This window comes from Cupriavidus necator, assembly GCF_040578825.1.
Taxonomy (GTDB): Bacteria; Pseudomonadota; Gammaproteobacteria; order Burkholderiales; family Burkholderiaceae; genus Cupriavidus; species Cupriavidus necator_E.
The window spans coordinates 38,467-61,250 of record NZ_JBEFLI010000022.1; the positions used below are offsets into that span (position 1 = coordinate 38,467).

Annotated in this window: 19 protein-coding genes and 4 pseudogenes; 13 read left to right on the forward strand and 10 right to left on the reverse strand. The window is 61.5% G+C overall.

Features of this window, described 5'->3' with window-relative positions; all coding sequences use genetic code 11:
- The first annotated feature begins 25 nt into the window (after positions 1-25).
- From AB1I47_RS13360 to AB1I47_RS13395, 8 genes are all read left to right on the forward strand, one after another.
- Positions 26-1,039 carry an amidohydrolase family protein gene (locus AB1I47_RS13360; protein ID WP_354684238.1) on the forward strand — a complete coding sequence of 338 codons (1,014 nt, stop codon included), beginning with the start codon at positions 26-28 and terminating at the stop codon, positions 1,037-1,039.
- Between the two features lie 30 nt (positions 1,040-1,069).
- Positions 1,070-2,086, forward strand: coding sequence for a DODA-type extradiol aromatic ring-opening family dioxygenase (locus tag AB1I47_RS13365; protein ID WP_354684239.1), 1,017 nt, complete (start codon positions 1,070-1,072; stop codon positions 2,084-2,086).
- Positions 2,083-2,745, forward strand: coding sequence for an RraA family protein (locus tag AB1I47_RS13370; protein ID WP_354684240.1), 663 nt, complete (start codon positions 2,083-2,085; stop codon positions 2,743-2,745). Before AB1I47_RS13365 ends, AB1I47_RS13370 begins: the two co-directional genes overlap by 4 nt.
- Positions 2,746-2,748: 3 nt before the next feature.
- The gene (locus AB1I47_RS13375) at positions 2,749-3,426 is read left to right on the forward strand and encodes an RraA family protein (RefSeq protein WP_354684241.1); all 678 of its coding nucleotides are present in this window, start codon (positions 2,749-2,751) and stop codon (positions 3,424-3,426) included.
- Positions 3,423-4,097, forward strand: coding sequence for a 4-carboxy-4-hydroxy-2-oxoadipate aldolase/oxaloacetate decarboxylase (locus AB1I47_RS13380; RefSeq protein WP_354684242.1), 675 nt, complete (start codon positions 3,423-3,425; stop codon positions 4,095-4,097). The genes AB1I47_RS13375 and AB1I47_RS13380 overlap by 4 nt, the downstream gene beginning before the upstream one ends.
- Positions 4,098-4,113: 16 nt before the next feature.
- Complete coding sequence (locus tag AB1I47_RS13385; protein ID WP_354684243.1) at positions 4,114-4,860, forward strand: dienelactone hydrolase family protein; 747 nt, start codon at positions 4,114-4,116, stop codon at positions 4,858-4,860.
- 29 nt (positions 4,861-4,889) lie between these two features.
- Positions 4,890-5,441: a flavin reductase family protein gene (locus tag AB1I47_RS13390; RefSeq protein WP_354684244.1), complete on the forward strand. Its 552-nt coding sequence runs from the start codon at positions 4,890-4,892 to the stop codon at positions 5,439-5,441.
- A gap of 122 nt (positions 5,442-5,563) precedes the next feature.
- On the forward strand, positions 5,564-6,727 hold the full coding sequence (locus AB1I47_RS13395; RefSeq protein ID WP_354684245.1) for a porin: 1,164 nt from the start codon (positions 5,564-5,566) through the stop codon (positions 6,725-6,727).
- 35 nt (positions 6,728-6,762) lie between these two features.
- Here the strand turns inward: AB1I47_RS13395 and AB1I47_RS13400 are convergent, their stop codons facing one another.
- The 3 genes and pseudogenes from AB1I47_RS13400 to AB1I47_RS13410 all read right to left on the reverse strand — a co-directional run bounded on the left by AB1I47_RS13400 (position 6,763) and on the right by AB1I47_RS13410 (position 11,490).
- Positions 6,763-7,428, reverse strand: coding sequence for a GntR family transcriptional regulator (locus AB1I47_RS13400; RefSeq protein ID WP_354684246.1), 666 nt, complete (start codon positions 7,426-7,428; stop codon positions 6,763-6,765).
- Positions 7,429-8,158: 730 nt separating this feature from the next.
- Positions 8,159-9,622 (reverse strand): annotated as a pseudogene (locus AB1I47_RS13405) (tannase/feruloyl esterase family alpha/beta hydrolase); the annotation flags it as partial.
- 218 nt (positions 9,623-9,840) lie between these two features.
- On the reverse strand, positions 9,841-11,490 hold the full coding sequence (locus AB1I47_RS13410) for an AMP-binding protein (protein ID WP_354684247.1): 1,650 nt from the start codon (positions 11,488-11,490) through the stop codon (positions 9,841-9,843).
- A gap of 236 nt (positions 11,491-11,726) precedes the next feature.
- Between AB1I47_RS13410 and AB1I47_RS13415 the strand changes: the two genes are divergently transcribed.
- The 4 genes from AB1I47_RS13415 to AB1I47_RS13430 are packed head-to-tail and all read left to right on the forward strand — an operon-like array spanning position 11,727 to position 15,879.
- A complete protein-coding gene (locus AB1I47_RS13415) occupies positions 11,727-12,446 on the forward strand; it encodes a nitroreductase (protein ID WP_354684248.1) in 720 nt (239 codons plus the stop codon).
- 57 nt (positions 12,447-12,503) lie between these two features.
- On the forward strand, positions 12,504-13,889 hold the full coding sequence (locus AB1I47_RS13420; RefSeq protein WP_354684249.1) for an MFS transporter: 1,386 nt from the start codon (positions 12,504-12,506) through the stop codon (positions 13,887-13,889).
- A gap of 18 nt (positions 13,890-13,907) precedes the next feature.
- Positions 13,908-14,666, forward strand: coding sequence for an SDR family NAD(P)-dependent oxidoreductase (locus AB1I47_RS13425; RefSeq protein WP_354684250.1), 759 nt, complete (start codon positions 13,908-13,910; stop codon positions 14,664-14,666).
- 13 nt (positions 14,667-14,679) lie between these two features.
- Positions 14,680-15,879 (forward strand): acetyl-CoA C-acyltransferase, encoded by a 1,200-nt coding sequence (locus AB1I47_RS13430; RefSeq protein ID WP_354684251.1) that lies wholly within the window; start codon positions 14,680-14,682, stop codon positions 15,877-15,879.
- A 57-nt stretch (positions 15,880-15,936) separates the two neighbouring features.
- Here the strand turns inward: AB1I47_RS13430 and AB1I47_RS13435 are convergent, their stop codons facing one another.
- The 3 genes from AB1I47_RS13435 to AB1I47_RS13445 all read right to left on the reverse strand — a co-directional run bounded on the left by AB1I47_RS13435 (position 15,937) and on the right by AB1I47_RS13445 (position 19,270).
- The gene (locus AB1I47_RS13435) at positions 15,937-16,695 is read right to left on the reverse strand and encodes a Crp/Fnr family transcriptional regulator (protein WP_354684252.1); all 759 of its coding nucleotides are present in this window, start codon (positions 16,693-16,695) and stop codon (positions 15,937-15,939) included.
- Between the two features lie 31 nt (positions 16,696-16,726).
- Positions 16,727-18,409 carry an AMP-binding protein gene (locus tag AB1I47_RS13440; protein ID WP_354684253.1) on the reverse strand — a complete coding sequence of 561 codons (1,683 nt, stop codon included), beginning with the start codon at positions 18,407-18,409 and terminating at the stop codon, positions 16,727-16,729.
- A 216-nt stretch (positions 18,410-18,625) separates the two neighbouring features.
- The gene (locus tag AB1I47_RS13445) at positions 18,626-19,270 is read right to left on the reverse strand and encodes a TetR/AcrR family transcriptional regulator (RefSeq protein ID WP_354684254.1); all 645 of its coding nucleotides are present in this window, start codon (positions 19,268-19,270) and stop codon (positions 18,626-18,628) included.
- A 231-nt stretch (positions 19,271-19,501) separates the two neighbouring features.
- On the opposite strand from AB1I47_RS13445, the pseudogene AB1I47_RS13450 reads away from it, so the two are divergent.
- Positions 19,502-19,720 (forward strand): annotated as a pseudogene (locus AB1I47_RS13450) (hypothetical protein); the annotation flags it as partial.
- A 42-nt stretch (positions 19,721-19,762) separates the two neighbouring features.
- Here the strand turns inward: AB1I47_RS13450 and AB1I47_RS13455 are convergent.
- From AB1I47_RS13455 to AB1I47_RS13470, 4 genes and pseudogenes are all read right to left on the reverse strand, one after another.
- Positions 19,763-20,782, reverse strand: a complete 1,020-nt coding sequence (locus AB1I47_RS13455) for a zinc-dependent alcohol dehydrogenase family protein (RefSeq protein WP_354684255.1) — start codon at positions 20,780-20,782, stop codon at positions 19,763-19,765.
- The gene (locus AB1I47_RS13460; protein WP_354684256.1) at positions 20,782-21,879 is read right to left on the reverse strand and encodes a branched-chain amino acid ABC transporter permease; all 1,098 of its coding nucleotides are present in this window, start codon (positions 21,877-21,879) and stop codon (positions 20,782-20,784) included. The genes AB1I47_RS13455 and AB1I47_RS13460 overlap by 1 nt, the downstream gene beginning before the upstream one ends.
- Positions 21,880-21,890: 11 nt before the next feature.
- Positions 21,891-22,115 (reverse strand): annotated as a pseudogene (locus AB1I47_RS13465) (branched-chain amino acid ABC transporter permease); the annotation flags it as partial.
- Between the two features lie 248 nt (positions 22,116-22,363).
- A pseudogene (locus AB1I47_RS13470) lies at positions 22,364-22,554 on the reverse strand (ISKra4-like element ISBte2 family transposase); the annotation flags it as partial.
- Positions 22,555-22,784: the final 230 nt, after the last annotated feature.

The window sequence follows — 22,784 nt, forward strand, 5'->3', positions numbered from 1 at the left end:
ATTTCATCCCAACCGGAGACATCCCATGATCATTGACTGCCACGGCCACGTCAGCCCGCCCGCCGAACTCTGGGTCTACAAGGCTCACATCCTGTCGCACCGCGGCGAGCACGGGCGCAAGATGCCCGAGGTGACGGACGAGGAGATCCTGCACTACGCCAACCGCAAGGAGATGGGTCCGGCCGGGCACATCGACCTGCTCGACCGCGCTGGCACCACCGTGCAGCTGCTGTCGCCGCGTCCGTTCCAGATGATGCACAGCATGAAGCCGGGCAAGCTGGTGCACTGGTTCACAGAAGAGACCAACAACATCATCGCCCGCACGGTGAAGCTGCTGCCCAAGCGCTTCATCGGCGTGGGTGGCTTGCCGCAGGTGGCCGGCGATCCCATCGAAGTAGTGCTGCCGGAACTGGAACGCTGCGTGAAGGAACTGGGCTTCCGCGGCGTGCTGCTCAATCCGGACCCGTTCGAGAACAACGGCTCCGAAGCGCCACCGCTGGGGGATCGCTACTGGTATCCGCTCTACGAGAAGCTGTGCGAGCTCGGCATTCCCGCGCATATCCACGCCACCGGCTCGCACTCCGCACGCTCGCCGTACACGGTCCACTTCATCAATGAAGAGACCATCGCGGTGTTCGGCCTGGTGAACTCCGACGTGTTCAAGGACTTCCCGTCGCTGAAGATCCTGGTGTCGCACGGCGGCGGCTCAATCCCCTACCAGATCGGCCGCTTCCAGTCCGGCGCCGCGCGCGCGGGCCGCGACTTCCTCGCCGGCATGCGCAATCTCTACTACGACACCGTGCTGTATTCGGAGGAATCGCTGCGCCTGCTGATCAAGACCGTCGGCGCGGACCGCTGCCTGTTCGGGGCCGAGTGCCCGGGCGTGGGCTCGCAGACCAATCCGGCCACCGGCCGCACCTTCGACGACATCAAGCCGTTCATCCAGGGCTTTGACTGGCTGTCGCCGGAAGAGAAGGACCAGATCTTCTTCGGCAATGCGCAGAAGCTGTTCAACCTTGACCTGGCGGCGTACCGCTAAGCGCGCGACGACGCCCGGAGGAGACCAATCATGGCAGAAATCGTACTTGGCATGGGCACCTCGCATGGTCCCATGCTGGTCACGCCGCCGCCCACATGGGGCTCGCGCCTGCCCGACGACCGCCGCAGTCTGCATCACTACCAGGGCCGGACGTGGACGTTCGACGAGCTGGTGCGGCATCGCGCGTCGGAAAACCTGGCCGCGCAGATCACGCTCGAAATGTGGGAAGCCCGGCACGCTCGCTGCATGCAGGCCATCGAACGCATGTCGCAGGTGCTGGCCGACGCCCGCCCCGATGTGGCAGTGATCGTCGGCAACGACCAGATGGAAATCTTCGACGACATGCTCGTGCCCGCGTTCAGCGTGATGTGGGGCGAGACCATCGTCAACAACATGATCAGCGACGAGAAGCTGTCGCGGCTGCCGCCAGGCGTGGCCTACGCCATGCCCGGCTACATGCCCCCGGAAGCAACCTATGCCGGCGTGCCGGCGCTGGGCCGCCACCTGATCGAAAGCACCGTGGCCGACGGCTTCGACATCACGGCACTGAAACACCTTTCCGCGACAGAGACGCCGCACGCCTTTGGCTTCGTATTCCGGCAATTGATGAAGGACCAGGTGATTCCCACCGTGCCGGTGCTGATCAACACGTTCTATCCGCCCAATCAACCGACGGTCGGCCGTTGCCATGCGTTCGGACGCTCGCTGGCGCGTGCCATCCAGTCATGGGACAGCGATGCGCGCGTGGCCATCATCGCCTCTGGCGGCCTGACCCACTTCGTCATCGACGAGACCGTCGATCGGTTGATCCTCGACAGCATGCGCGCGCATGACTTCGCGCCCGTGGAGGGACTGGGCGAGGCGATCTTCCAGGCCGGCACCTCCGAGGTCAAGAACTGGATTCCCGTGGCCGGCGCGATGGACGAGCTCGGCTTCGGCATGGAAGTGATCGACTACGTGCCGTGCTACCGCAGCGAAGCGGGCACGGGCAATGCGATGGGCTTCGCCTGCTGGCGGCCCGACAACAACAAGGAAGCCATTCGATGAGTACCCCCGACGAATATGTGCGCCGCCTACGCCGGCTGGATTGCTGTGCGGTGTCCGACACGCTCGACAAGCTCGGCCTTCCTGGCGTGGTCAGCGGTGTGCGGCAGGAAGCCGGCGAGGGCCGCATCGCCGGTCGCGTGATTACCGTGAAGCTCGGCACGGGCGCGCCGCCACCGGGCGAGCCCCGCCACCTGGGCACCACCGCCATTGAGGCCGGCGGCCCGGACGACGTGATCGTCGTCGAGCAGCGCACCGGCGTCGAGGCGGGAAGCTGGGGCGGCATGCTGTCGCTCGGCGCGAAGGTGAAGGGTATCGCGGGCGTGGTGGCCGATGGTCCCGTGCGCGACATCGACGAAGCGCGCGCGATGAGCTTTCCCGTCTTCGCCTCTTCGCTCACCGCCCGTACCGCGCGCGGCCGCATCGTCGAGAAAGGCACCAACGTGCCGATCCGCGTGTGGGACGTGGACGTCGATGCGGGCGACTACGTTCTCGCCGACCGCAGCGCTGTCATCTTCATCGCCGCGGCGAACATCGACCGGGTGCTCGAGACCGCGGAAGGCATCGTCGCCCGCGAAGCTCGCATGGCCAAGGCCGTTCTGGCCGGCACACCGATCAGCCACGTCATGGGCGGCAACTACGAATTCATGCTGAAGGATTAAGTCATGTCAGAACAGATCGAAGACCGCAACGTCGCTCGCGCCGGCAGGCTCGACACCGCCACGCTTAGCGACGCGATGGACCGCCTCGGCATCGTCGGCCAGTGCCGCGCCATCAAGCCGCGCGATGCCGGCTTCCGCATGGCCGGCCGCGCCTTCACTATCCTCTACGGCCCCGCCGCTAGCCCGCCGGGCACCGTCGGCGACTTTATTGACGACGTGCCGCCCCGTCACGTGATCGTGCTGGACAACGGTGGCCGCACCGATGCCACGGTCTGGGGCGACATCATGACGGAGATCGCCCATCGCCGCGGCATCGCCGGCACCGTGATCGACGGCATCAACCGAGATGTGCACCTGTGCCTGTCGCTCGGCTACCCGGTGTTCTCGCGCGACAACTGGATGCGCACCGGCAAGGACCGCGTACAGGTGGAGGCCACCAATGTGCCGGTAAATATCGGCGACGTGCGCGTGGCGCCGGGCGACATCTTGCGCGGCGATGCCGACGGGCTGGTGTCGATTCCGCGTGATCACGAGGAGCGCATCCTCGCCGCCGCCGAAGACATCGAAGCCGCCGAGAACGCCATTCGCCAGGCAGTCGCCGGCGGCATGCGCCTGGATGAGGCCCGCGCCCAGTACCGCTACCATCAACTGCAGACGCGCGCCGAAGGAGCGAAAGCATGACCTTGTCCATCGACCGCATCGATCCGCGCGACACCACGCAACTGGATTTCGCGCGTACCGCTGCGCACATCGTCGATGCCGCCCGCGCCATCCCCACGGCCACGCTGCATGAGGCAGGCGGCAAGATCGGAGCGTTTCCGTCCGCGATCAAACCCGTCGCACCGGGATTCAGGCTTTGCGGCCCCGCCGTCACAGTACATGCACCGGGCGGCGACAACCTGTGGCTGCACCGCGCCATCTATGCCGCGCAACCAGGCGACGTGCTGGTGGTGTCGGTCAGCGACGCCTTCGAGCATGGCTACTGGGGCGAAGTCATGTCCACCGCCAGCCAGGTGCGCGGCCTTGCCGGTCTTGTCATCGACGGCTGCGTGCGCGACGGCGTGCTGCTGGAAGAAATCGGATTCCCGGTGTTCGCCCGCGGCCTGTGCATTCGCGGTACCGGCAAGGATTTCGGCGCGCGCGGCTGGATCAATGCGCCGGCCGTGTTCGGCGACGTCACCGTCCATGCCGGCGACCTGATTGTCGGTGACGGCGACGGCGTTGTCTGCATTCCGCGCGACCGAGCCGGCAAGGTGGTGGAGGCAGGACATGCGCGAGAAGCGAACGAGGCTGATCAGTGCCGCCGACTCCGTGCGGGCGAGACCACCCTCGACATCTTTGGCTGGAACTGAGCGCAAGAGAGACGACATGAAGGAACGTATCGACGAAGACACGACGATCCGCACGAGCTGGATCGACATCCCGGCTGCCGACGGCCGCACATACCAAGGCTATCTGGCGCTGCCGCCTGCGAGAACGGGCCCCGGGATTGTCCTCTTCCAGGAGATCTTCGGCGTCAATCGCCATATCCAAACCGTGGCCGAGCAGTATGCGCAACTCGGCTTTGTCGTGCTCGCGCCTGACGTGTTCTGGCGGCAAGCGCCGCGCGAATCATTCGGCTATGTGGGCGAAGAAGCCGCTCGCGCGCGCGACATGCTCATCCGCGCCGACATGGCCGAGATCGAGGCCGACCTGCAAGGCACCGTCCGCTCGCTGCGCGAGCGTCCCGAAGTGACGGGCGGCGTGGGCGCGCTCGGCTTCTGCATCGGTGGGCGGTTGGCCTATCTGGCCGCCGCTGCGGGACTGGTGGAGGCCGCCGCGTGCTACTACGGCGGCGGCATCCAGGACCAGTTGCAGAAGGCGGCGGCCGTGCGCTGCCCGATGTTGTTCCACTACGGCGAGACGGATCCCTTGATCCCGCTCGCCGCGGTCGAGCGCGTCAGGACAGCCTTCGCCGACCGGGACACGGCGAAGTTCTTCGTCTATCCCGGCGCGAGCCACGGTTTCAACTGCTGGGAGCGTGCCAGCTACCAGCCGCTCGCCGCGATGCAGGCGCATGGTCGCACTGTGCTGCACTTCGCCCGCCATCTCGCTACCGCTAACACGGTCGCATAGCCTCGGAACGGAGAACTGGAGAACTCGCCATGAGCATCGACGCCAACCAGTTCAAGGCAGCGATGCGCTGCCTCGCCGGACACGTCTGCCTGATCACTACGGTGTCGGCGGACGGCTCGCGGGCGGGGCTGACGGCCACGGCGGTCTGCTCGGTCTCGGCCGATCCGCCCACGCTGCTCGCCTGCGTCAACCGCAACAGCGCGTCGTTCCACGCCATCCAGGCGTCGGGCATCTTCGCGGTGAACGTGCTGGCGCTGGAAAGCCGCCGGCTGGCGGACCGCTTTGCCACCCCCATGCCGGCAGAGGAAAAGTTCGCCGACGGCGTATGGGGACGCGCCAGCACCGGCGCGCCGGTGCTCCGTGACGCGCTGGTCAGCTTCGATTGCCGAGTGGCCAGTGCCGTGGATGTCGGCACGCACGGCATTCTTTTCGGCGCCATCGACACCGCAACGCCGCGCGCCGACCGCGCGCGGCCGCTGCTGTATGCGCACGGCAGCTATGGCGAGTTTTCGTCGACCGACGCTGCCGCGGCGCGGGAACTGCTCTGGATTCCGACATGGGACCCGGAGCCGGCCGGCTGAGGCAGACGCTAGCAAACCCGCCGGCCGACAAAAATCCCGGCCGCATCCCTGCAGGGCGGGCACCCAACAATAAATTCCAACAACGGACACATGGAATGGGTTTTCGGAGAAATGAGCCGGCAATGGCACTTCGCCATCTGTTATTCGGCATCGCAATGACCGCCGCCACCACAGTGACGTACGCGCAGGGCAGCGTCACCATCGGCGGTCTGCTGGACGAGAGTGTCGCCATCTATCGCGACAACGGCGGCCATTCGAACGTCCGCATGCAGGATTCCGCCATCTACCCGTCGAAGTTCTACCTGCGCGGCGTCGAAGACCTCGGCGGCGTCCTGCAGGCGTCGTTCAGCCTGGACTCGATGATTTCCCTCAGCACCGGGGCGCTCGATCCGCAGTCGCGCGGCGCATTGTTCGAGAACTCGGCCTGGGTCGGCATGCGCAAGGTCGGGATCGGCGGCTTGCGCCTCGGGCAGCAGAACGACTTCGCGTTCGACTACTTCCTGATTGGCGCCATCGACCCGGCTACCGGCATCGCGGGCGGCATGCTGAACTTCCGCACCGGCAGCTTCGGCGCGGACCTGCTCGGCCTCAAGGGCCCCGCGCAGATCGGCGCCGGCCTTGCCGCCAGTGCGCCATACGCACCGTACACCAATGCCGCTGGCGCGCCGGTGGGCATGTCGGCCATCAACTGGGACCGCGTGGGCGGCAAGCGGATGTCGAACGCCGTCAAGCTGACGACCGACGAGATCGGCGGCTTTTCGGCCGGGCTGATGTACAGCTTCGGCGAAGTCGCGGAAGACTTCCGGAACGGGTCAGGCAAGAGCGCGGCAATCGGGTATCACTACGGAGAAACGCGCGCCGCCGTGGTCTATACCGAGCAGAACTACGGCGCGGTCAATGGCGGGCAGAGCGGCATCGCCAACTTCCCCGCCGGCGCCCGCACCAAGGTGTCGCGCTTCGATTTCTCGGCCATGTACAGCCAGGCGCGCAACACATTCACCGGAGCGAGGATCTACGCGCTGGCTGGCGGCATCGGCTATGAACTGACGCCGGACCTGATTCTTGGCGGCGCCTATACCTACGAGAACGGCAACGAGCAACTGAAGAACGTGATCATCCACCAGGGCGCGCTCCAGTTGACGTACACCTTCTCCAAGCGGACCGCCATCTATCTGGTGGGGGTCTACCAGCACACCAATGGCGCCTATGCCGCGGAGATCGGCAACATCCTCGCCAGCGAGAAAATCCAGTCCGTGGCGGCAGCCGGCATGATGCACCGCTTCTGACGGCGGTACGCGGGGGCGCTGGAGCGCGGCCCACTTCATACGCCACGCGCCGCGAGGATCTGCATCAGCCCCTCGGCCACTATCTTGCGGCCTTCGGCGTAGGCATCCAGCAACATCTCCCGGTTCTTGGTACTCAACGCCTTCACGAGCTTCTGTTCGATGTTGGCGTTCAGGTGCTGGTCGCGCAGCGTGATGTCGGCGGCCAGCGCACGGTAGCGGTCGGTCAGCCGCATCAGCCGCAGCGCTTCGCGCTTGAGCACCTTGTTCGGCGACAGCTCGAACACCGCATCGTGGAACGCGCGATGGTGCTCGATCCATTCCGAGCGGTTACCGCCCGAGAGCAGTTCGTCGAGTTCGGTCAGCATCGTCTTGAACTGCTTGAGTTGCGCGGGCGTGGGCCACTCGATAGTGGAAAGCAGTTCCGCTTCCAGCAGTTGCCGCATCAGGTAAAGCTGGCGTGCCTCGTCGGTCGACAAAGGCGCGACGAAGAAGCCCCGGTTCGGATCGTGCTCGATGATGCTTTCGGCAGCCAGCAGCTTCAGCGCCTCGCGCACGGGGACGCGGCTGATGCCGAAGCGGTCGGCCAGGTCGGATTGCCGTAGCTGCAGCCCGGGCGGCAACTGTCCGCGGTTGATTAGCTTGCGGATTTCCTGGGCGATCTGGGCGGGAATGTCGATGCCTTGTAGTTCTGCGGTGGACACGGTGTGAGTGGGTCAGAATGAGATATGCAATATTGAATGCAATCATACCTCCAATCGGCCCTTCCAAGGCGGGATCCGCGCTTCCGCAGGGGACACGCGGTCGCGCCCTCCACCATCGCTAGCCCGCTCCAGCGGTCCGACCGCAGATAAGCGTGCTGCCTTCACCTGGCGACCACCATGTTAATCGGCTTGCAATCCGGAGGCGTCCATGGTTAACAGCCCCCGGGGGTCATTAGCCCGCAGTCTGGAGAAACACGGCCGCTGGTGGCGCCTGTCACCGGGCGAGAAGCCTCCATCGCGCGGGTCGACACCTGATTCTCAAGGAAAAATTCGCATGGCGACCGGCCGCCTGCGGGCACGCGGCCGGAATGGGCGGCGCAGGCCGAGGTGCAGGCCAGCGCGTGCGCTATAAGGCGGGCTTGCACATGAGCGACAGGTGGATCTGCGCCATGTGCGGGACAATTTCGGGCACGAGTCCATCTCCACATCTCCACCATCACCATCTATCTGCACACCGAGGACGATGCGCGGCACGAGGCCACGCAAGAAAGGCATCGGATTGGGTGGACCCATAAGACGTGGGTGAGCCGAGGCCAAGCCAGCCGGAGGCCCGGATTGATATTTTCACTTTCGTGAAATTTTATCCAAGATCCTTATCTTCGTCACCTCGCCAAGAGATCACGGACGGGGCCCTCCGGCCCAGGGGCTTCGTGGGCGGTTGATCTCTTTTTCATCGGCATGTGAAGCTCGAGGCCATGTTGACGTCCCCCGAGACATAACTGATCTTCCTTGGGTAGGAACGGATAGCCAGGCTCTTGGCAACTGGTACAGCGGTTAGCGAGTTCAGAACAAGGCCATCCGGGGGAACATCCCTTTCGACCCAGTTTGTCAAGGCCTTATACATCTGATCAAGCGCAGGAACCGGCGGATTGGCATCCGGATTCGCCGTTCCGTTGTACGAACCATGTCCATTGCCCGGGATTTCGAAGTACCGGTAGAAGCTCTGTACCAGCGCCAAACCACCCATTGTGGCAATGACTCTCTCGTAGTAGTTGGATGAACCCCATGCCATGATCAGTTCATCCGCATTGCCGTGGTAGTGAATCAGTTTCCCTCCACGCGCCTTGAACTTCGAAAGATCCGGGTCGTCGGAGTTGAGGCCAGCGAAGACGGAAGGGTTCAGAGCGAGTCCACGGTCAAACGCGTTATCCAACTGTGCGTAGCTCAACTGCTTATAGCCGGATGCGCCATTGCCGGTAGCATTGGTAAAGCTTGGGCCGCCGAGCGGCGAATTTTGCAGGCTCAACGCAATCAGGCCACTGAGCAGGTCGTTAGTGGTACCGGAGAGATTGACCTCCGTGCCACGCGACAACCCATACCAGCGCTGCTTTGGCCCCAATGTCGGGCGCGCACCATTGTCAACCGCCGGGTCGGGAAAGCTCCCGTCCGAGGTTTCTCCATACCATGCCTTATTGATGGCCATCGCCTGTGTTCTGGTCACGCAGGTCGATGTAGCATTGGAGCCCCCCTCTGAAAGGCACAGCACGGCCGGATCCTTGGTCGGATCGTAGCTGCATGACGCCGGGTCCAGGATGAAGCCCAGGTGCTGACCGCCATGCAAGTCACATGCCTTGATGGCAGGTTGCGCGATGAACTTCGTTTTTTCGCTGGCGACTGGCTGTCATCCCAGATCCTGGCCTACAACAACACCAGGATAAACGTGCGCAGTGAAGAACGGCGTCCAATTGACGGCTGGGAACCCGACCAGAATACCGTCATAGTCCTCCGGATAGAGTTGCGCTTGCTTAAGGCCTTGCCGTCCCCCGCCCGAACTCCCATCCCAATAGGTATATTTTGGCGCGCTACCGTAATATGCCTTCGTCAAGGCTTTCGCTTTGACAACTTGCTCATGGTTCGCACGGTATGAAAAATCTGTCAGCAACTTGGTGTTGATGGTGCCGTCAGGGTCCATGGCGAAGCTGGGGTCGCCAGTCGTCGCAGTGCTGCCCGGACGGTAAGGTTGATGCCCCGTATCGCTATTGACCGTCACGGCGCCCTCTCTGGCTGCCACAAACGCAGCCGTCCCAAATTGCAGGGCGTTTCCTTCCGCCGTATTGGCTGTGGTTGACATTCTGCCTGGATCGGCTTCTGCTGACCCAGACCATCCCCCACTGCCGATGGCGTGTAACCGACCATTCCAGGTGCTCTACGTTGGCAGCCAAACGTCAATGCCAATGCTCACAGACGTCGACGGTGCGCCGGCGGGGCCGGGATTGCCGGGGGGGCATAAGTGTCTCCATTTCATGAATGACCAAGGGCATTGTTCGCCTGCCCTTTTTTCTTCTTCTGCGCCACCGGCTCACGGCGGTGAGTGCTGGGCGAGAAGCCGTCTGATAGCGGCGTTCTCCGGCATCACTCAAGTTCGGTGATGGCCTCGCGGCTTTTCGCGAGTTCTCTCAGGCGGTACTTCTGGATCTTTCCAGTACCCGTTTTCGGCAACGGCCCATATACAACTCTTACCGGGCATTTGTAATGGGCCAGGCAATCGCGACAGAACGCAATGATCTCCTTTTCTGTCGGTGCCTCGACTCCAGGCTTCAGTTCGATGAAGGCACAGGGCGACTCCCCCCACTTCGGATGAGGCTGGGCTACCACGGCGGCAATCAATACCGCGGGGTGTTGATGCAAGACATCTTCAACCTCCACCGACGAGATGTTTTCCCCTCCCGATATGATCACGTCCTTGGATCGATCCGTGATCTGTATATATCCGTCGGGATGCATGACCGCGACGTCACCAGTGTGAAACCAGCCGCCACTAAATGCGGCTACGGTCGCCTGGGGGTTCTTCAGGTAACCCTTCATCACGATATTGCCGCGTAGCAGCAGCTCGCCTTGCGTCTTGCCATCGCAGGGTACCGGTTCCATGGTGTCGGGATCGGCAACGCGCAGCCCTTCCAGGGCGGCGGCCCGATTGCCCTGGCGCGACATCAGCCGGGCTTTTTCTTCGATGGGCTTGTCATCCCAGGCCGGATCGCGATAGGAGCTGACCGGCGTTCCCGAGGCCTCCGTGATGCCGTAGACGTGCTCCACATCGAAGCCCATTTCCATCACAGCCTTCAGGACACTTGCCGGCGGCGGCGATCCCGCCGTCCGCACCCTGACCGCATGCGAAAACGTGCGACGCTCGGATTCCGATGCCGTCGCAATCGATGCCAGGACGATTGGCGCGGCACAGAAGTGGTCCACCTTATGCGTGTCGATGGCGTGGAAGATGTTCGCCGCAGTAACCTTGCGCAAGCAAACGTGCGTGCCCGCAGCGGCAGTAATGGCCCACGCGAAGCACCAGCCGTTTGCGTGGAACATGGGAAGCGTCCAGAGATACCGCGGCCCACGCGGCATGCCCCAGTCAGTCAGCTGAAGCATGCTCATCAGGTATGCGCCTCGATGGCTCGGCACCACACCCTTGGGATCTGAAGTCGTGCCGGATGTGTAGTTGAGTGCGATCGCATCCCACTCATCATCGGGCCAGATGCCGCCGAAGTCGACATCGCCTTCGCTGAGAAGCTGCTCATAGTCGAGCGCTCCCAGTCGGATCCCTGTCGGGCCTTCAGTGTCGAGAATGTCAACCACCAAAGGTGGATTGTCCAAACCCTGCAGAGCGGTTGCAGCGAGCGCGGCGAATTCGTTGTCTACCAACAGGATTCTGGCTTCGCCATGGGCCAGGATGAATCTCACGCCCTCCGCATCCAGCCGGCAGTTGATGGCGTTGAGCAACGCACCGCTGAGCGGGACACCATGATGGGCCTCGACCATGGCGGGAGTGTTTGGCGCCAGAATGGAAACCGTATCGCCACGCCGGACGCCGCGCTTCACGAGCGCGCTGGCAAGGCGGCGGCAACGGTCTCGAGTCGTCCGCCAGGATTGACGAAGGCCTCCATGGAGGATCGCGGTGCGTTCGGGATACTGATCGGCGCACCGATCAAGAAACTGTAAAGGCGTCAGCGGCACATGGTTGGCCGCGTTGCGCTCGAGTCCTGCCTGGTAGATGTTGGCGTTCATTTTTGCCTCCTGCCTGACGTGCCGCAGCTGGTTTTCCAGCTATCGCTAGTTGTGGAAGCAAAAATGTAGCGACCGGCCATGGTCGAGAATGTCTCGCACGAGACAATGCCTCGATTTCCCGATTGCGTATCGCCCCCCGGGGGCGAATGTCTCGCACATGACAGTGCGCCTCCTGTCTTGCCCCTACTCTCTGCCCTGAGTCCGTCAGATGTCTATGACATGTCGAGAGAGCAAGCATGAACAGAGTTGCACCCCCACCCGCAGAACTCCAGTCTGTCCGCGAGGCGGTTGAATGGGCGATCGTCACCCGCCGCAGCGTCAGAGCCTTTCGTCCGCAGCCTGTCGACGTGGAAACCGTCCACAAGATCCTCGATGTCGCCCGGTTTGCCGCCACGGGCGTGAATATCCAGCCGTGGCAAGTGCATGTTGTGACCGGGCAGGCACGCGACCGCATTTGCGCCGCAATCAAGCAGGTCGACGATGACCCCGCACAGTCCGGCGCCCATTCTGACGAGTGGGCGTACTACCCGCACGAGTGGGTGGCACCGTATCTGGATCGGCGCCGTGAAGTTGGGTGGAAGCTTTATGGCCTGCTCGGCATCGAGAAGGGAAACAAGGCGCGCATGCATGCCCAGCATGGTAGGAACTATCAGTTCTTCGATGCACCCGTTGGCCTGTTCTTCACCGTCGACCGACTCATGAATGAAGGCAGCCTGATCGACTACGGGATGTTCCTTCAGAACCTCATGGTCGTGGCACGCACATATGGCCTCAGTACCTGCCCGCAGGCTGCCTTCATGAAATACCACGCCATCATTTGCCGGGAGCTTTCATTGCGGCCCGACGAGAAGTTCCTGGTCGGTATGAGTCTGGGGTATGCCGATGAGGATCGAGTGGAGAACCAACTGGTGTCGGACCGTGCGTCCGCATCCAGCTTTACCGTCGTGCACACATAACCGGGGCATTGAAGCCTCTGACAAAGCAACCCATCCATCACCGCATGGAGGAGACAGATGAAAACCGAAATCAATGTACACAAGTTGGCGGAAGACGCGCGATTCTCGCGATTCCACGCCGTGATCCTGTTCTGGTGTGTCGTCATCCTGGTTCTCGACGGCTATGATCTTGCAGTGGTCGGGGCGGCCTTGCCCTCGATCATGAAAGAAATGGGCGTGGATGCCACCAAGGCCGGCTTCATGGCCAGTTCCGCGCTGTTCGGCATGATGATCGGCGCGATCTACCTGGGCACAATGGCCGAGCGGATCGGGCGCAAGCTGTCCATCTGCATCTGTGTCGCGCTGTTCAGCTTGTTTACGGCCGCGGCCGGGCTCACCACCGATCCCGTCACATTCAGCGTGACCCGCTTCCTCGCAGGACTTGGCATCGGCGGCGTGCTGCCCGTTGTCACGGCCCAGATGGGCGAATTTGCACCGGCCAAAATGCGCGCCCGGCTGGTCACCCTGGTTTTTGCCGGATATTCGATCGGCGGCATCCTGGTGGCGCTGACCGGCAAGCAACTGATCGGGACATACGGATGGCAAGCGGTGTTCTTCGTCGCTGGCCTGCCGATCTTCCTCATCCCGTTCATTCTGTGGACCATGCCGGAGTCCATTGCCTTCCTCGCAAAAAAGGGACGCCATGCCGAACTGGAGCGTGTAGCGCGACGCCTGGCACCGGCACTGAAGCAGGGTGAGCGCTATCAGTTCTTCGTTCCGTCCGAGGCACTCGCTTCCAATGCCCCGGTGGCTGCGCTCTTCTCTCAGGGTAGAGCCCTTAGCACGCTGATGATCTGGGTGGCGTTCTTCACCGGCCTCTTCATGGTCTACTCGCTCAGTTCGTGGCTGACCAAACTGATGGCGTTGTCCGGTTACAGCCTGGGCTCGGCGCTGAACTTCGTGCTCGTCTTTAACATCGGCGCAGTATGCGGTGCCATTGGCGGCGGGTGGCTGGGTGACCGATTCAATATCAAGCACGTGCTGGTTGCGTTCTATGCCACGGGAGCGGTTTCTCTCGCCCTGATGGGGTACACCAAGACGACAGAACTGCTCTTTGTCCTCGTGTTTGTCGTGGGCGCGTCGACCCTCGGTACGCAGTTGCTGGCCTATGCTTACGCGGGTGAGTTCTACCCCGGTTCCATTCGCTCGACGGGCGTGGGATTCGCCTCAGGGATCGGGCGACTGGGTGCCATCATCGCCCCGGTCCTCATTGGTGCGCTGGTGGGAATGAAGCTGCCATTGGAACAGAACTTCCTGGCCATTGGCGTCGCCGGTCTTGTCGGTACGCTCGCCGTCATCCTGATTGACCATCGCAAAAGCGCCGCCGCGCTGAACCGGCCAGGCGAAATGGCCTCGCAAGCGCCGCTGGGGTCCGTTCCCGCGCATCAAGCTACGAACCACTGAAACAGAAGCTCGACCATCATGAAAATCTCCGGCAACGTATTTATCGTCACCGGTGGCGGATCCGGACTCGGCGCGGCCACCGTCAAGGCACTGGCACAGCAAGGCGCCACGGTCGTGATCGTCGATCTCGACGTCACAAGGGGTCAGGCCGTCGCCAGTGAAACGGGTGGCGTCTTCTGGAAGACCGACGTTTCCGACGAGGCCAATGTCAAGGAGATGTATGCCTTTGCCTCGGGACTCGGGAAACTGCGCGGGCTGGTGAATTGCGCCGGCATTGCACCCGCAGAGAAGGTCATCGGAAAGAGCGGTATCCACGCCCTGTCTTCGTTCATGCGAACGATGCAGATCAATGTTGGCGGCACCTTCAATCTGCTGCGCCTTGCGGCCGACATCATGGCAAGCCAGGATCCGGTGGAAACCGGCGAGCGCGGCGTCATCATCAACACCGCGTCAATCGCAGCCTTCGATGGCCAGATCGGACAAGCCGCCTACGCGGCTTCGAAAGGTGCGATCGTGTCAATGACGCTTCCGCTAGCCCGTGAACTGGCTCGCTTCGGCATCCGCGTGATGACCATCGCGCCGGGCATCATGGAGACGCCGATGCTGCTGGCCATGCCGCCGGAAGTGCAGAAGGCGCTCGGCGATGCGGTGCCGTTTCCGCCCCGCATGGGCAAGCCCGACGAGTTTGCCGGACTGGTTGAATATATCCTTGGCAATGCCTACCTCAATGGCGACGTGATCCGTCTCGATGGCGCGATCCGGATGCCGCCGAAATGATTCAGGAGCAACCATGACCACGAAAGACCCGATCGTCATTGTCTCGGCTGCCCGGACTCCCATTGGTGGATTCCAGGGCGCGTTGTCCGGCCTGGGCGCCCCGGATTTGGGCGGCGCTGCCATCCGGGCGGCCGTCGAACGTTCAGGCATTGCGAACGATGCAGTGCAGGAAGTGCTGATGGGATGCGTACTGCCTGCAGGGGTTGGCCAGGCGCCCGCTCGCCAGGCATGCATTCATGGGGGGCTGCCGCTCTCGGCGGCCTGCACCACCGTCAGCAAAGTGTGCGGCTCCGGCATGAAGGCAGTGATGCTGGCGCACGACCTGCTCGCAGCCGGCACCAACGACATGATGGTGGCGGGCGGTATGGAATCGATGTCCAACGCCCCCTATCTCCTGCCCAAGGCGCGCAGCGGTTACCGGCTGGGACACGGCACCATGCTCGACCACATGTTCTTTGACGGCCTGGAAGACCGTTACAGTCCCGAGACAAAGGGCCGGCTCATGGGGACCTTCGCCGAGGACTGTGCGGGGGCGTATCGGTTTTCTCGCGAAGCGCAGGACGAATGGGCGGTGCTTTCCACGCAACGCGCCCAGTCGGCGATCCGGGACGGGAGCGTCGCATGGGAGACCGCTTCGATATCGATCGTGGACAGGAAAGGTGCAACGGCCACCGTTGCTGATGACGAGCAACCGCTTAAGGCAAATGTCGACAAGATCGCGTCGCTGAAGCCCGCCTTCAGAAAGGATGGCACTGTCACGGCGGCCAACTCCAGTTCGATTTCGGACGGTGCCGCAGCATTGGTGCTGACGAAGGCCTCCATCGCGGAGAGCCTTGGCTTGAGCCCGATCGCCCGCGTGGTTGGCCATGCCACCCACGCACAGGCTCCGGCGACGTTTGCCACCGCTCCCATCGGTGCCATAGGGAAGCTGCTGAATTGCATTGGCTGGGACACGGATTCTGTCGATCTCTGGGAAATCAATGAGGCCTTTGCCGTGGTCACGATGGCTGCAATTCGCGATCTGTCTCTGGATTCCGCTCGCGTCAACATTCACGGCGGCGCCTGTGCGCTCGGTCATCCGATTGGCGCTTCGGGTGCCCGGATTCTGGTAACGCTCCTGGGTGCGCTGCGCAAGAGCAGGGGCCGCCGCGGGATCGCAAGCCTCTGTATCGGGGGTGGTGAAGCAACCGCAATCGCGGTTGAGATGCTGTAGCAAGTGGGCGCCAGGGCGAGTGCCACCTCCGCCCTGGCTACAATGGATCCAGGCGGGCTAGTCGCCAATATGCGCGTACCGGCGCAGCCCATCCAGGTCGATCACCACAATGGCACCATATTCCATCTCGATCATGCCTGCTTCAGCCAGCTCGCGGAGTGCACGATTGGTGTTCTGGCGGGAAAGACCGGATAGCCTGCCTAGCTCTTCCTGCGACAGGGCGAGGGTGCGCTCCGTGGCAGGATAGAGCTGCCGATGGAACAACTCGGCCACACAGAAAGCGACGCGGGCGGCTGCCTCGTGGAGCCGGAAGTTATGCACCAGTCCGACGTAGTAACCGCAGCGTGCATTGAGCTGGTCAATGACGTAGCGGCTGAAGCTATGGTTGCGTCCCAGCAGCCACAAGAAAGTCTCGCGTGGCACATAGGCAATGCGACTGTCCTTGATTGCCACAACCGAGTACGGCCGCATCTCCGACTTCAGCACTGCGCCTTCGCCAAACCAAGATCCAGCGGGCACGCCGGCAAAGGTCACTGCACGACCGCAAGCCGAGGCCGTGTCCACCTTGATGATGCCTTCGATCACGCCCAGCCAGTGATCGGCCGGATCGCCGCGATGGCATGCCATGCCACCCGCGGCGCAATAACGCTCGAACGTCTCGGTTTTGACACGCGCCTTCTCTTCGTCGGTCAATATGGCGAACCAGCTTGACGCCTGCAGGAAGTCCTCAAGCGTGCGATGGCGGGACCGCGTCGAGCCGTAGAGCGTGTGGACAGCCACTGCGCTGCCAGCTTCAGCGTAGGAAATCGTTTGCACCGCAACTCCTTGGTTTTGCATCGCGCCTGGGCTAGTGCTTTTCATCGCCCTTGCCAGTCAAGTCCGCGTTTTTTCGCGCCTCGCGCAACACAAACCGTTGAACCTTGCCACTCGGTGTTTTCGGTAGCGCCGGGATGAACGTGACGCGCCTCGGGTAGGCGTGTGCGGCGTATCGGGTCTTCACCCATTGCTGGAGTTCCACAGCCGCTTCGTCAGTCGCCTCAAAGCCAGGACGTAGCACGACATACGCTTCGATCACCTCTCCCCTCACCTTGTCGGGAACTGCAATGACCGCACATTCTGCGACGGCAGGATGGGCCGCGAGCACGGATTCCACTTCGAACGGACCTATCCGATAGCCAGCCATGATGATCACGTCGTCTTCCCGCGATGAGAAGAAAAAGGCTCCGGTCTCATCGGCCCGCGCCAGATCCCCCGAAAGATAGTACTGTCCATCTCCGGAAAACTTCTCGGCACTCTTTTCCGGCAAGCCGTCGTACCCCGCGAACCAGGCAAGCGGGCTGTCTGCCAGCTTGAAAGCGATGCGACCAACCGTACCAGAGGGCACCTCGACCTCTTCGGTCCGATCCAGCACCACGGCCTTCCAGCCAGGCATCGAAATTCCCATGCAGCCAGGTTGTATGGGGCGCGCGAGGCGGGAGTCATGATGGTTATTGATCAACATCCCTGCTTCGGTCTGACCATAGTGATCGTAGACACTGACGCCAAGCGCCTGCGCTGCCCACTCGTTGACATCCGGGGTCAACGGCTCCCCCGCGCTCGATGCCGATCGCAGGAGCAGGCCAGCAGGCGCCGTCACGTCAGCGCACATGAGGGATCGGTAGACGGTAGGCGCCGCTGCGAAGTTGGTGACACCACACTGGCGCAGGACGTCGTAGGTAAGGGCAGGATCGAAGCCACCTTTCTGGAAGACGCTCTGGACGCCCGTGCACAGAGAGCCCACCACGCCGAAGTACAGACCGTAAGCCCAGCCAGGATCGGCGGCACACCAGTGGACATCATCGGCGCGCAGGCCGATGCCGAATTCGACGTAGGCGTGAAAGGCTGAAATCGCCCGCGACGGCACGACCACGCCCTTCGGCTTGCCGGTGGTTCCGGAGGTGTAAATGTGAATGAAGGGGGCATCGCCGCCGATCGCAGCGGGACTTATGCGGTGACCGGTCTTCAGAACGTCTTGATAACGATGCAGCGCGGGATCTTCGAGGCTAAGCTCATCATCGCCTATCACCACAACGTCGTACCTCGGCGCCGGCTCCCCGTCCTCGGAAGAAGAAAGCTTGCTGCATTGCGAGGCATCGCAGACCACAACCCGCGCCCCACTGCCCTCCAGGCGCAGCGCGATCGCTGGTGGCGCGAAGGCGGTGAACAGCGGCACGTGCACGGCACCGATCCGCCATATGCCAAGCAGCGCGACGAGGTATTCCAGGCTTTTGCCCGCAAGCGTCGCCACACGATCGCCGGATTTGACACCCAGGTCGAGCAAGGCGGCAGCAAAGGCTTCGGATTGGACTCTCAGCTCACCGTATGTCAGCCGCTCGACCCTGTGATTCGCATCGACGATATCGTAGGCAACACTGGCCGGATCATGCCGGTCGCACAGCATCCACGCCAGGCTTGCCGCAGGATCGGCATAGTGATCGATGAGCTCGCTGACGCGCTGGCCCGACTCGGCTAAAGGGGAAAGGATTTCCACGGCGACCGTCTCCTGCTGCAGGGGCCGGTCAGCACGCCGGCCTTAAGTGAAATCTAGATTCACTTAAGACTATGATGGCCGCCTCGCGAAGTCAAGGATCAACCCCCGCATGGTAGCCACTTATCGCAGTGGCCTGCTGCTGAGGAGCCTTTTCGTCACATATAACTTAGAACTGTGGTTCTATTTGTGTATTTCTTTTTCGTCACACTCAACTTCTCAGGCGGGTGGAACGAACGTGATTGAGGTGCCTGCTACGCCGCGCAGACAGAAAGAAATAATGGAGGCGGCCTGACTTTGCATTGGGCCGCCCGTCACTCCTGCTTCGCCGCTCAAGGGAGCGACGAGTCCCTCGAACAGGCATCCGACAATGCAGTCGGCGGAGGCAGCCGAGTCCTGTTCGGGAAACTCGCCGGCGGCAATACCCTGATCAATGATGGTGCGGAACACCCGCGAGAGCGCACGATGATAGGCCAGCCTTGCTGCCTCGACCTCAGGTTCAACCGGTTCGGCCACCAACGCGTGCGCCAGCCGCCGGCCACGCAAGGCCCGGCTCGCGAAAGTCCAGGCCGCCATGCCCAGCCGCTCGCAAGCGGTGCCGTCTCGCATGGCAATGCCGGCCACAACATCAACTTCCCGCTGTGCCGTGAATTTGACGACCTCGACAAGCAGTTCGGTCTTAGACGGAAAATATCGATACAGCGTCCCGATCGCTATGCCAGCCGCCTCGGCGATCGCCGTCATCTGGGCCTCCCTGAACCCCGACTGCGCGATGAGGGTGCGTGCGGCCTTCAGGATAAGGGGATGCTTGTCGGCACCGCGTCGGCGCAGGCGTACCCTGGGAGAAGTCAGTAGATCATGCATCTCGGTCTGCTTACCTTGGGCCCTTCTCTGTCCCGACGTGATCGCAAGGAGCACCTTTGCTGCCAATTATGCCACGCCCGGCCACCGACACATGGCAGACCGCGCAACCAACGGTACACGGCCCCGCACGTTGTCCCAAGGAAAGTCTTCTCCCGCGCCTGAATGTCTAGCTCTTCGCAAGAAAGGCTACCGACGTTTGCCAAGCTTGTGGCATGAGTCGAGCAACTTCGTCTACTCGAAGCACACCATATGCTCATGACCAGAGAACACACCACGTCCGCCGTGGCATTTTCTGTCGGCTACGAAAGTTCGTCGCAGTTCAGCCGCGAATGCTCGAGGCAATTCAGCACCGATCCAAACAAAGATATCCCGAAACGCCGGCGTGAACATATCTCAACAAAGCAGAGGGTTGACCCGCAATTCGTGAAAAATCCGGAAAATCTCCACTAAGCAGCCGATTTGAATAGGAACTCAATCGTTGGGTCAACGACATCACTCCGGGTGGCGAATACAGATTTTGCCGAAATGCTTGCCTGAAGCGAGGTAATGCATTGCTGAATGAAGCGCCTCGAATGGGAATATGCGATCGACTACGGGTCGCAATCTCGTCGCTTCGAAATGGGTCAGCATTGCTTCAAAGTCGGCACGGCTGCCGACAGTGATTCCTTGCAACCTGATGTGCCGCGTTACAACCTGGCCAAGTGGAATTTTTGGATCAGAACCGGAAAGGACACCGATCAAGCTGATTGTTCCTCCTGTCCGGACAGCGCGCACGGACTGGGCTAGCGTATCTGCCCCGCCAACTTCAACGATGTGATCGACGCCCACGCCACGCGTACGCTCTCTCACCGTGCGCCACCATTCTGGCTCCTTCTCGTAATTAATCAGGTAGTCCGCTCCAAGCGACTTCGCGCTGGCAAGTTTCTTGTCGCTGGAAGAGGTAATGATCACGACCGCACCCAACGACTTCGCAATCTGGAGCGCAAACAGAGAGACCCCGCCAGTCCCTTGCAGGAGGACGGTTTCCCCTCGCTTCAGTCGCCCCTCGGTGACCAGGGCTCGCCACGCCGTCACACCCGCAGTAGGCAACGTTGCGGCTTCAAAGTCAGACAGGTAGGCGGGCACACGGCATACCCGTTCCTCGGGTATCACCAAATGGGTGGCCATGGTTCCATCCTGCTCGCAACCCAGGCTGGATTGCATTCGTTCGGCGTTTGGTGCACCGTCCAGCCACGTTTGGTAAAAGATCGGGCACACGCGCTCCCCCACCTGAAACCGAGTTACCCCCGTGCCTACGGCATCAATGACGCCCACACCATCGCTGAGAACGATGAGCGGCAGATCTTTCATTCGCTTGCCGTAACCGCGGCTAGGAATAATCAGATCGCGAGAATTTAAAGCCGCAGCCAGCATCCTGAGACGCACCTCTCCTGCGGCTGGCTGAGGCATCGGTTTGGACGCCATCTGGAGATGATCGATGGACCAGTCCTGATCAACTTGGAATACACGCATCATATGTTCCTCTCTACGCTTTGGTTCTCGGACCTACCATGCGAGAGCCCTTCAGAAAATCTCTTACAGCAGCAACTACCTCGTATGGGCCGGCTTATGAGCCACGTCCGGCTGTGTGACCTCATCGCATCCGACTGTCTTCTCGCGACGAATGCGTTGAACTCGCCGGCGATGCCCTTCCGGAAAAGGAGCACGCAGAAAATGAATGTCAACCCGGTGACTATCGTGACGGATTCCCCCAGGGCACGGAACCACTCGATATGAGTGGCTGTCGCCAGCGATTCACCGATTTCGCCTAGCTTATTCTCAAGCACCATGATTACAACAGCGCCGACAATGGGCCCTACAAGGGTGCCAACCCCGCCAACCAGCGTCATGAGTACGACCATGCCTGACATGCCCCAATGCACATCGACCAAGGTCTCGAAGCCGAGCACGATCGCCTTGACAGAGCCTGCCAAACCGGTCAGGGCCGAAGACAGGACAAAGGCCATCAGCTTGTATCGATCGGCATCGTAGCCAAGGGAGATAGATCGAGGCTCGTTTTCCTTGACGGCCCTAAGGATTTGCCCGAACGGAGAGTGGACGATCCAGGTAATCAACGCGAGGGCGGCGACGAATATTGCCAGTACAACGAAGTACATGGTCGTATCGTCCCCCAGGTCAAGAACGCCAAGGAGTTTGCCACGCGGGATCCCCTGCATACCGTCTTCACCCCCAGTAACCGGCGTCTGCAGACAGACGAAATAGATCATCTGAGCCAGCGCAAGCGTGATCATCGTGAAGTAGATCCCTTTCCGCCTGATCGCAAGACTAGCCATCAGGAATCCAAGAATGGCAGAAGCCAACATACCGAGTACGATGACCCCTTCCACTGGGATGCCAAGATCGCGGGCTGCGTATCCGGTCACATACCCGGCCGCACCGAATAGTGCTGCATGGCCGAAAGAAAGAAGACCGGTGAATCCCATCAGAAGATTGAATGCGCATGCAAAGAGTGCGAAGCACATGATCTTCATAAGGAGAACGGGATAAACGAAGGTGGGCAGGAGCAAAGCGATGCCCAGGGCCGCCACAAGAATGAGTTTCTTAATCATATGAGGCTCCATTAATTCTCTTTGCCAAACAGCCCGGAAGGCCGGACAAGCAGTACCAAGGCCATGAGGATGAAGACCACTGTTGCCGATAGCTCGGGGTAAAAGACGCGGGCAATTCCCTCAATGACACCAAGGCTCAAGCCTGTCACGATGGATCCGATGATCGATCCCATTCCGCCAATTACCACGACAGCGAATACGGTGATAATCAGATTGGAGCCCATCAATGGCGACATGAATTGCTGTGGCGAGAACACCAGATCATCAACATAGTCGATCCAGCGGTGGCCGGCGAGGTCATCAACGGTACGGATGGGGGGATGGTTGTCTAAATATTCAGGCGTCGCGTAGGGTACCAAGCGGTAATCGGAAAGCTTGCAGGTCACGAAGCTATTCGCACTTGGCCGGTCGACGAGTCGCTCCAAATACTCAACAACCTCCCTCGACGTGGGTTCCGTTGGTGGCTCATACCTAACGATTCTCTGCAGATTTCTTCAGCCTGCATTGCCACCACTATCCTTTGCAGCTCGTGCAGTACCTCTTTCCCTTCAGCCAGAGACAGGCCGACCTTCGCCGGTTCAAGCTCGCGATATGGGCGTGTCAATATCGCAGACCCCGAATGTGGCCTTCTCGTCATAATCCGTGGGTGACCTCAACGCGAATGCTGATTTTCATCGTGGTCTCCCCCGGATATGATCTGCCGGCATCCAATGTGCCTTGCCTTGGAACCCCAAGGTTTTTAGCGCTCCCATTCAGCGCCCGGACTTCTATTTACGGCGGGGGTTCCAAGCAGATTCCGGAGTGACAGATTTGCTTTGTTCTACGACTGAAGATCGACAGAGAGGGCGGGACCACGGCATGACGATGGCTCGGAACGCGAATCGGCGAAGCGAGCGACACGGCCG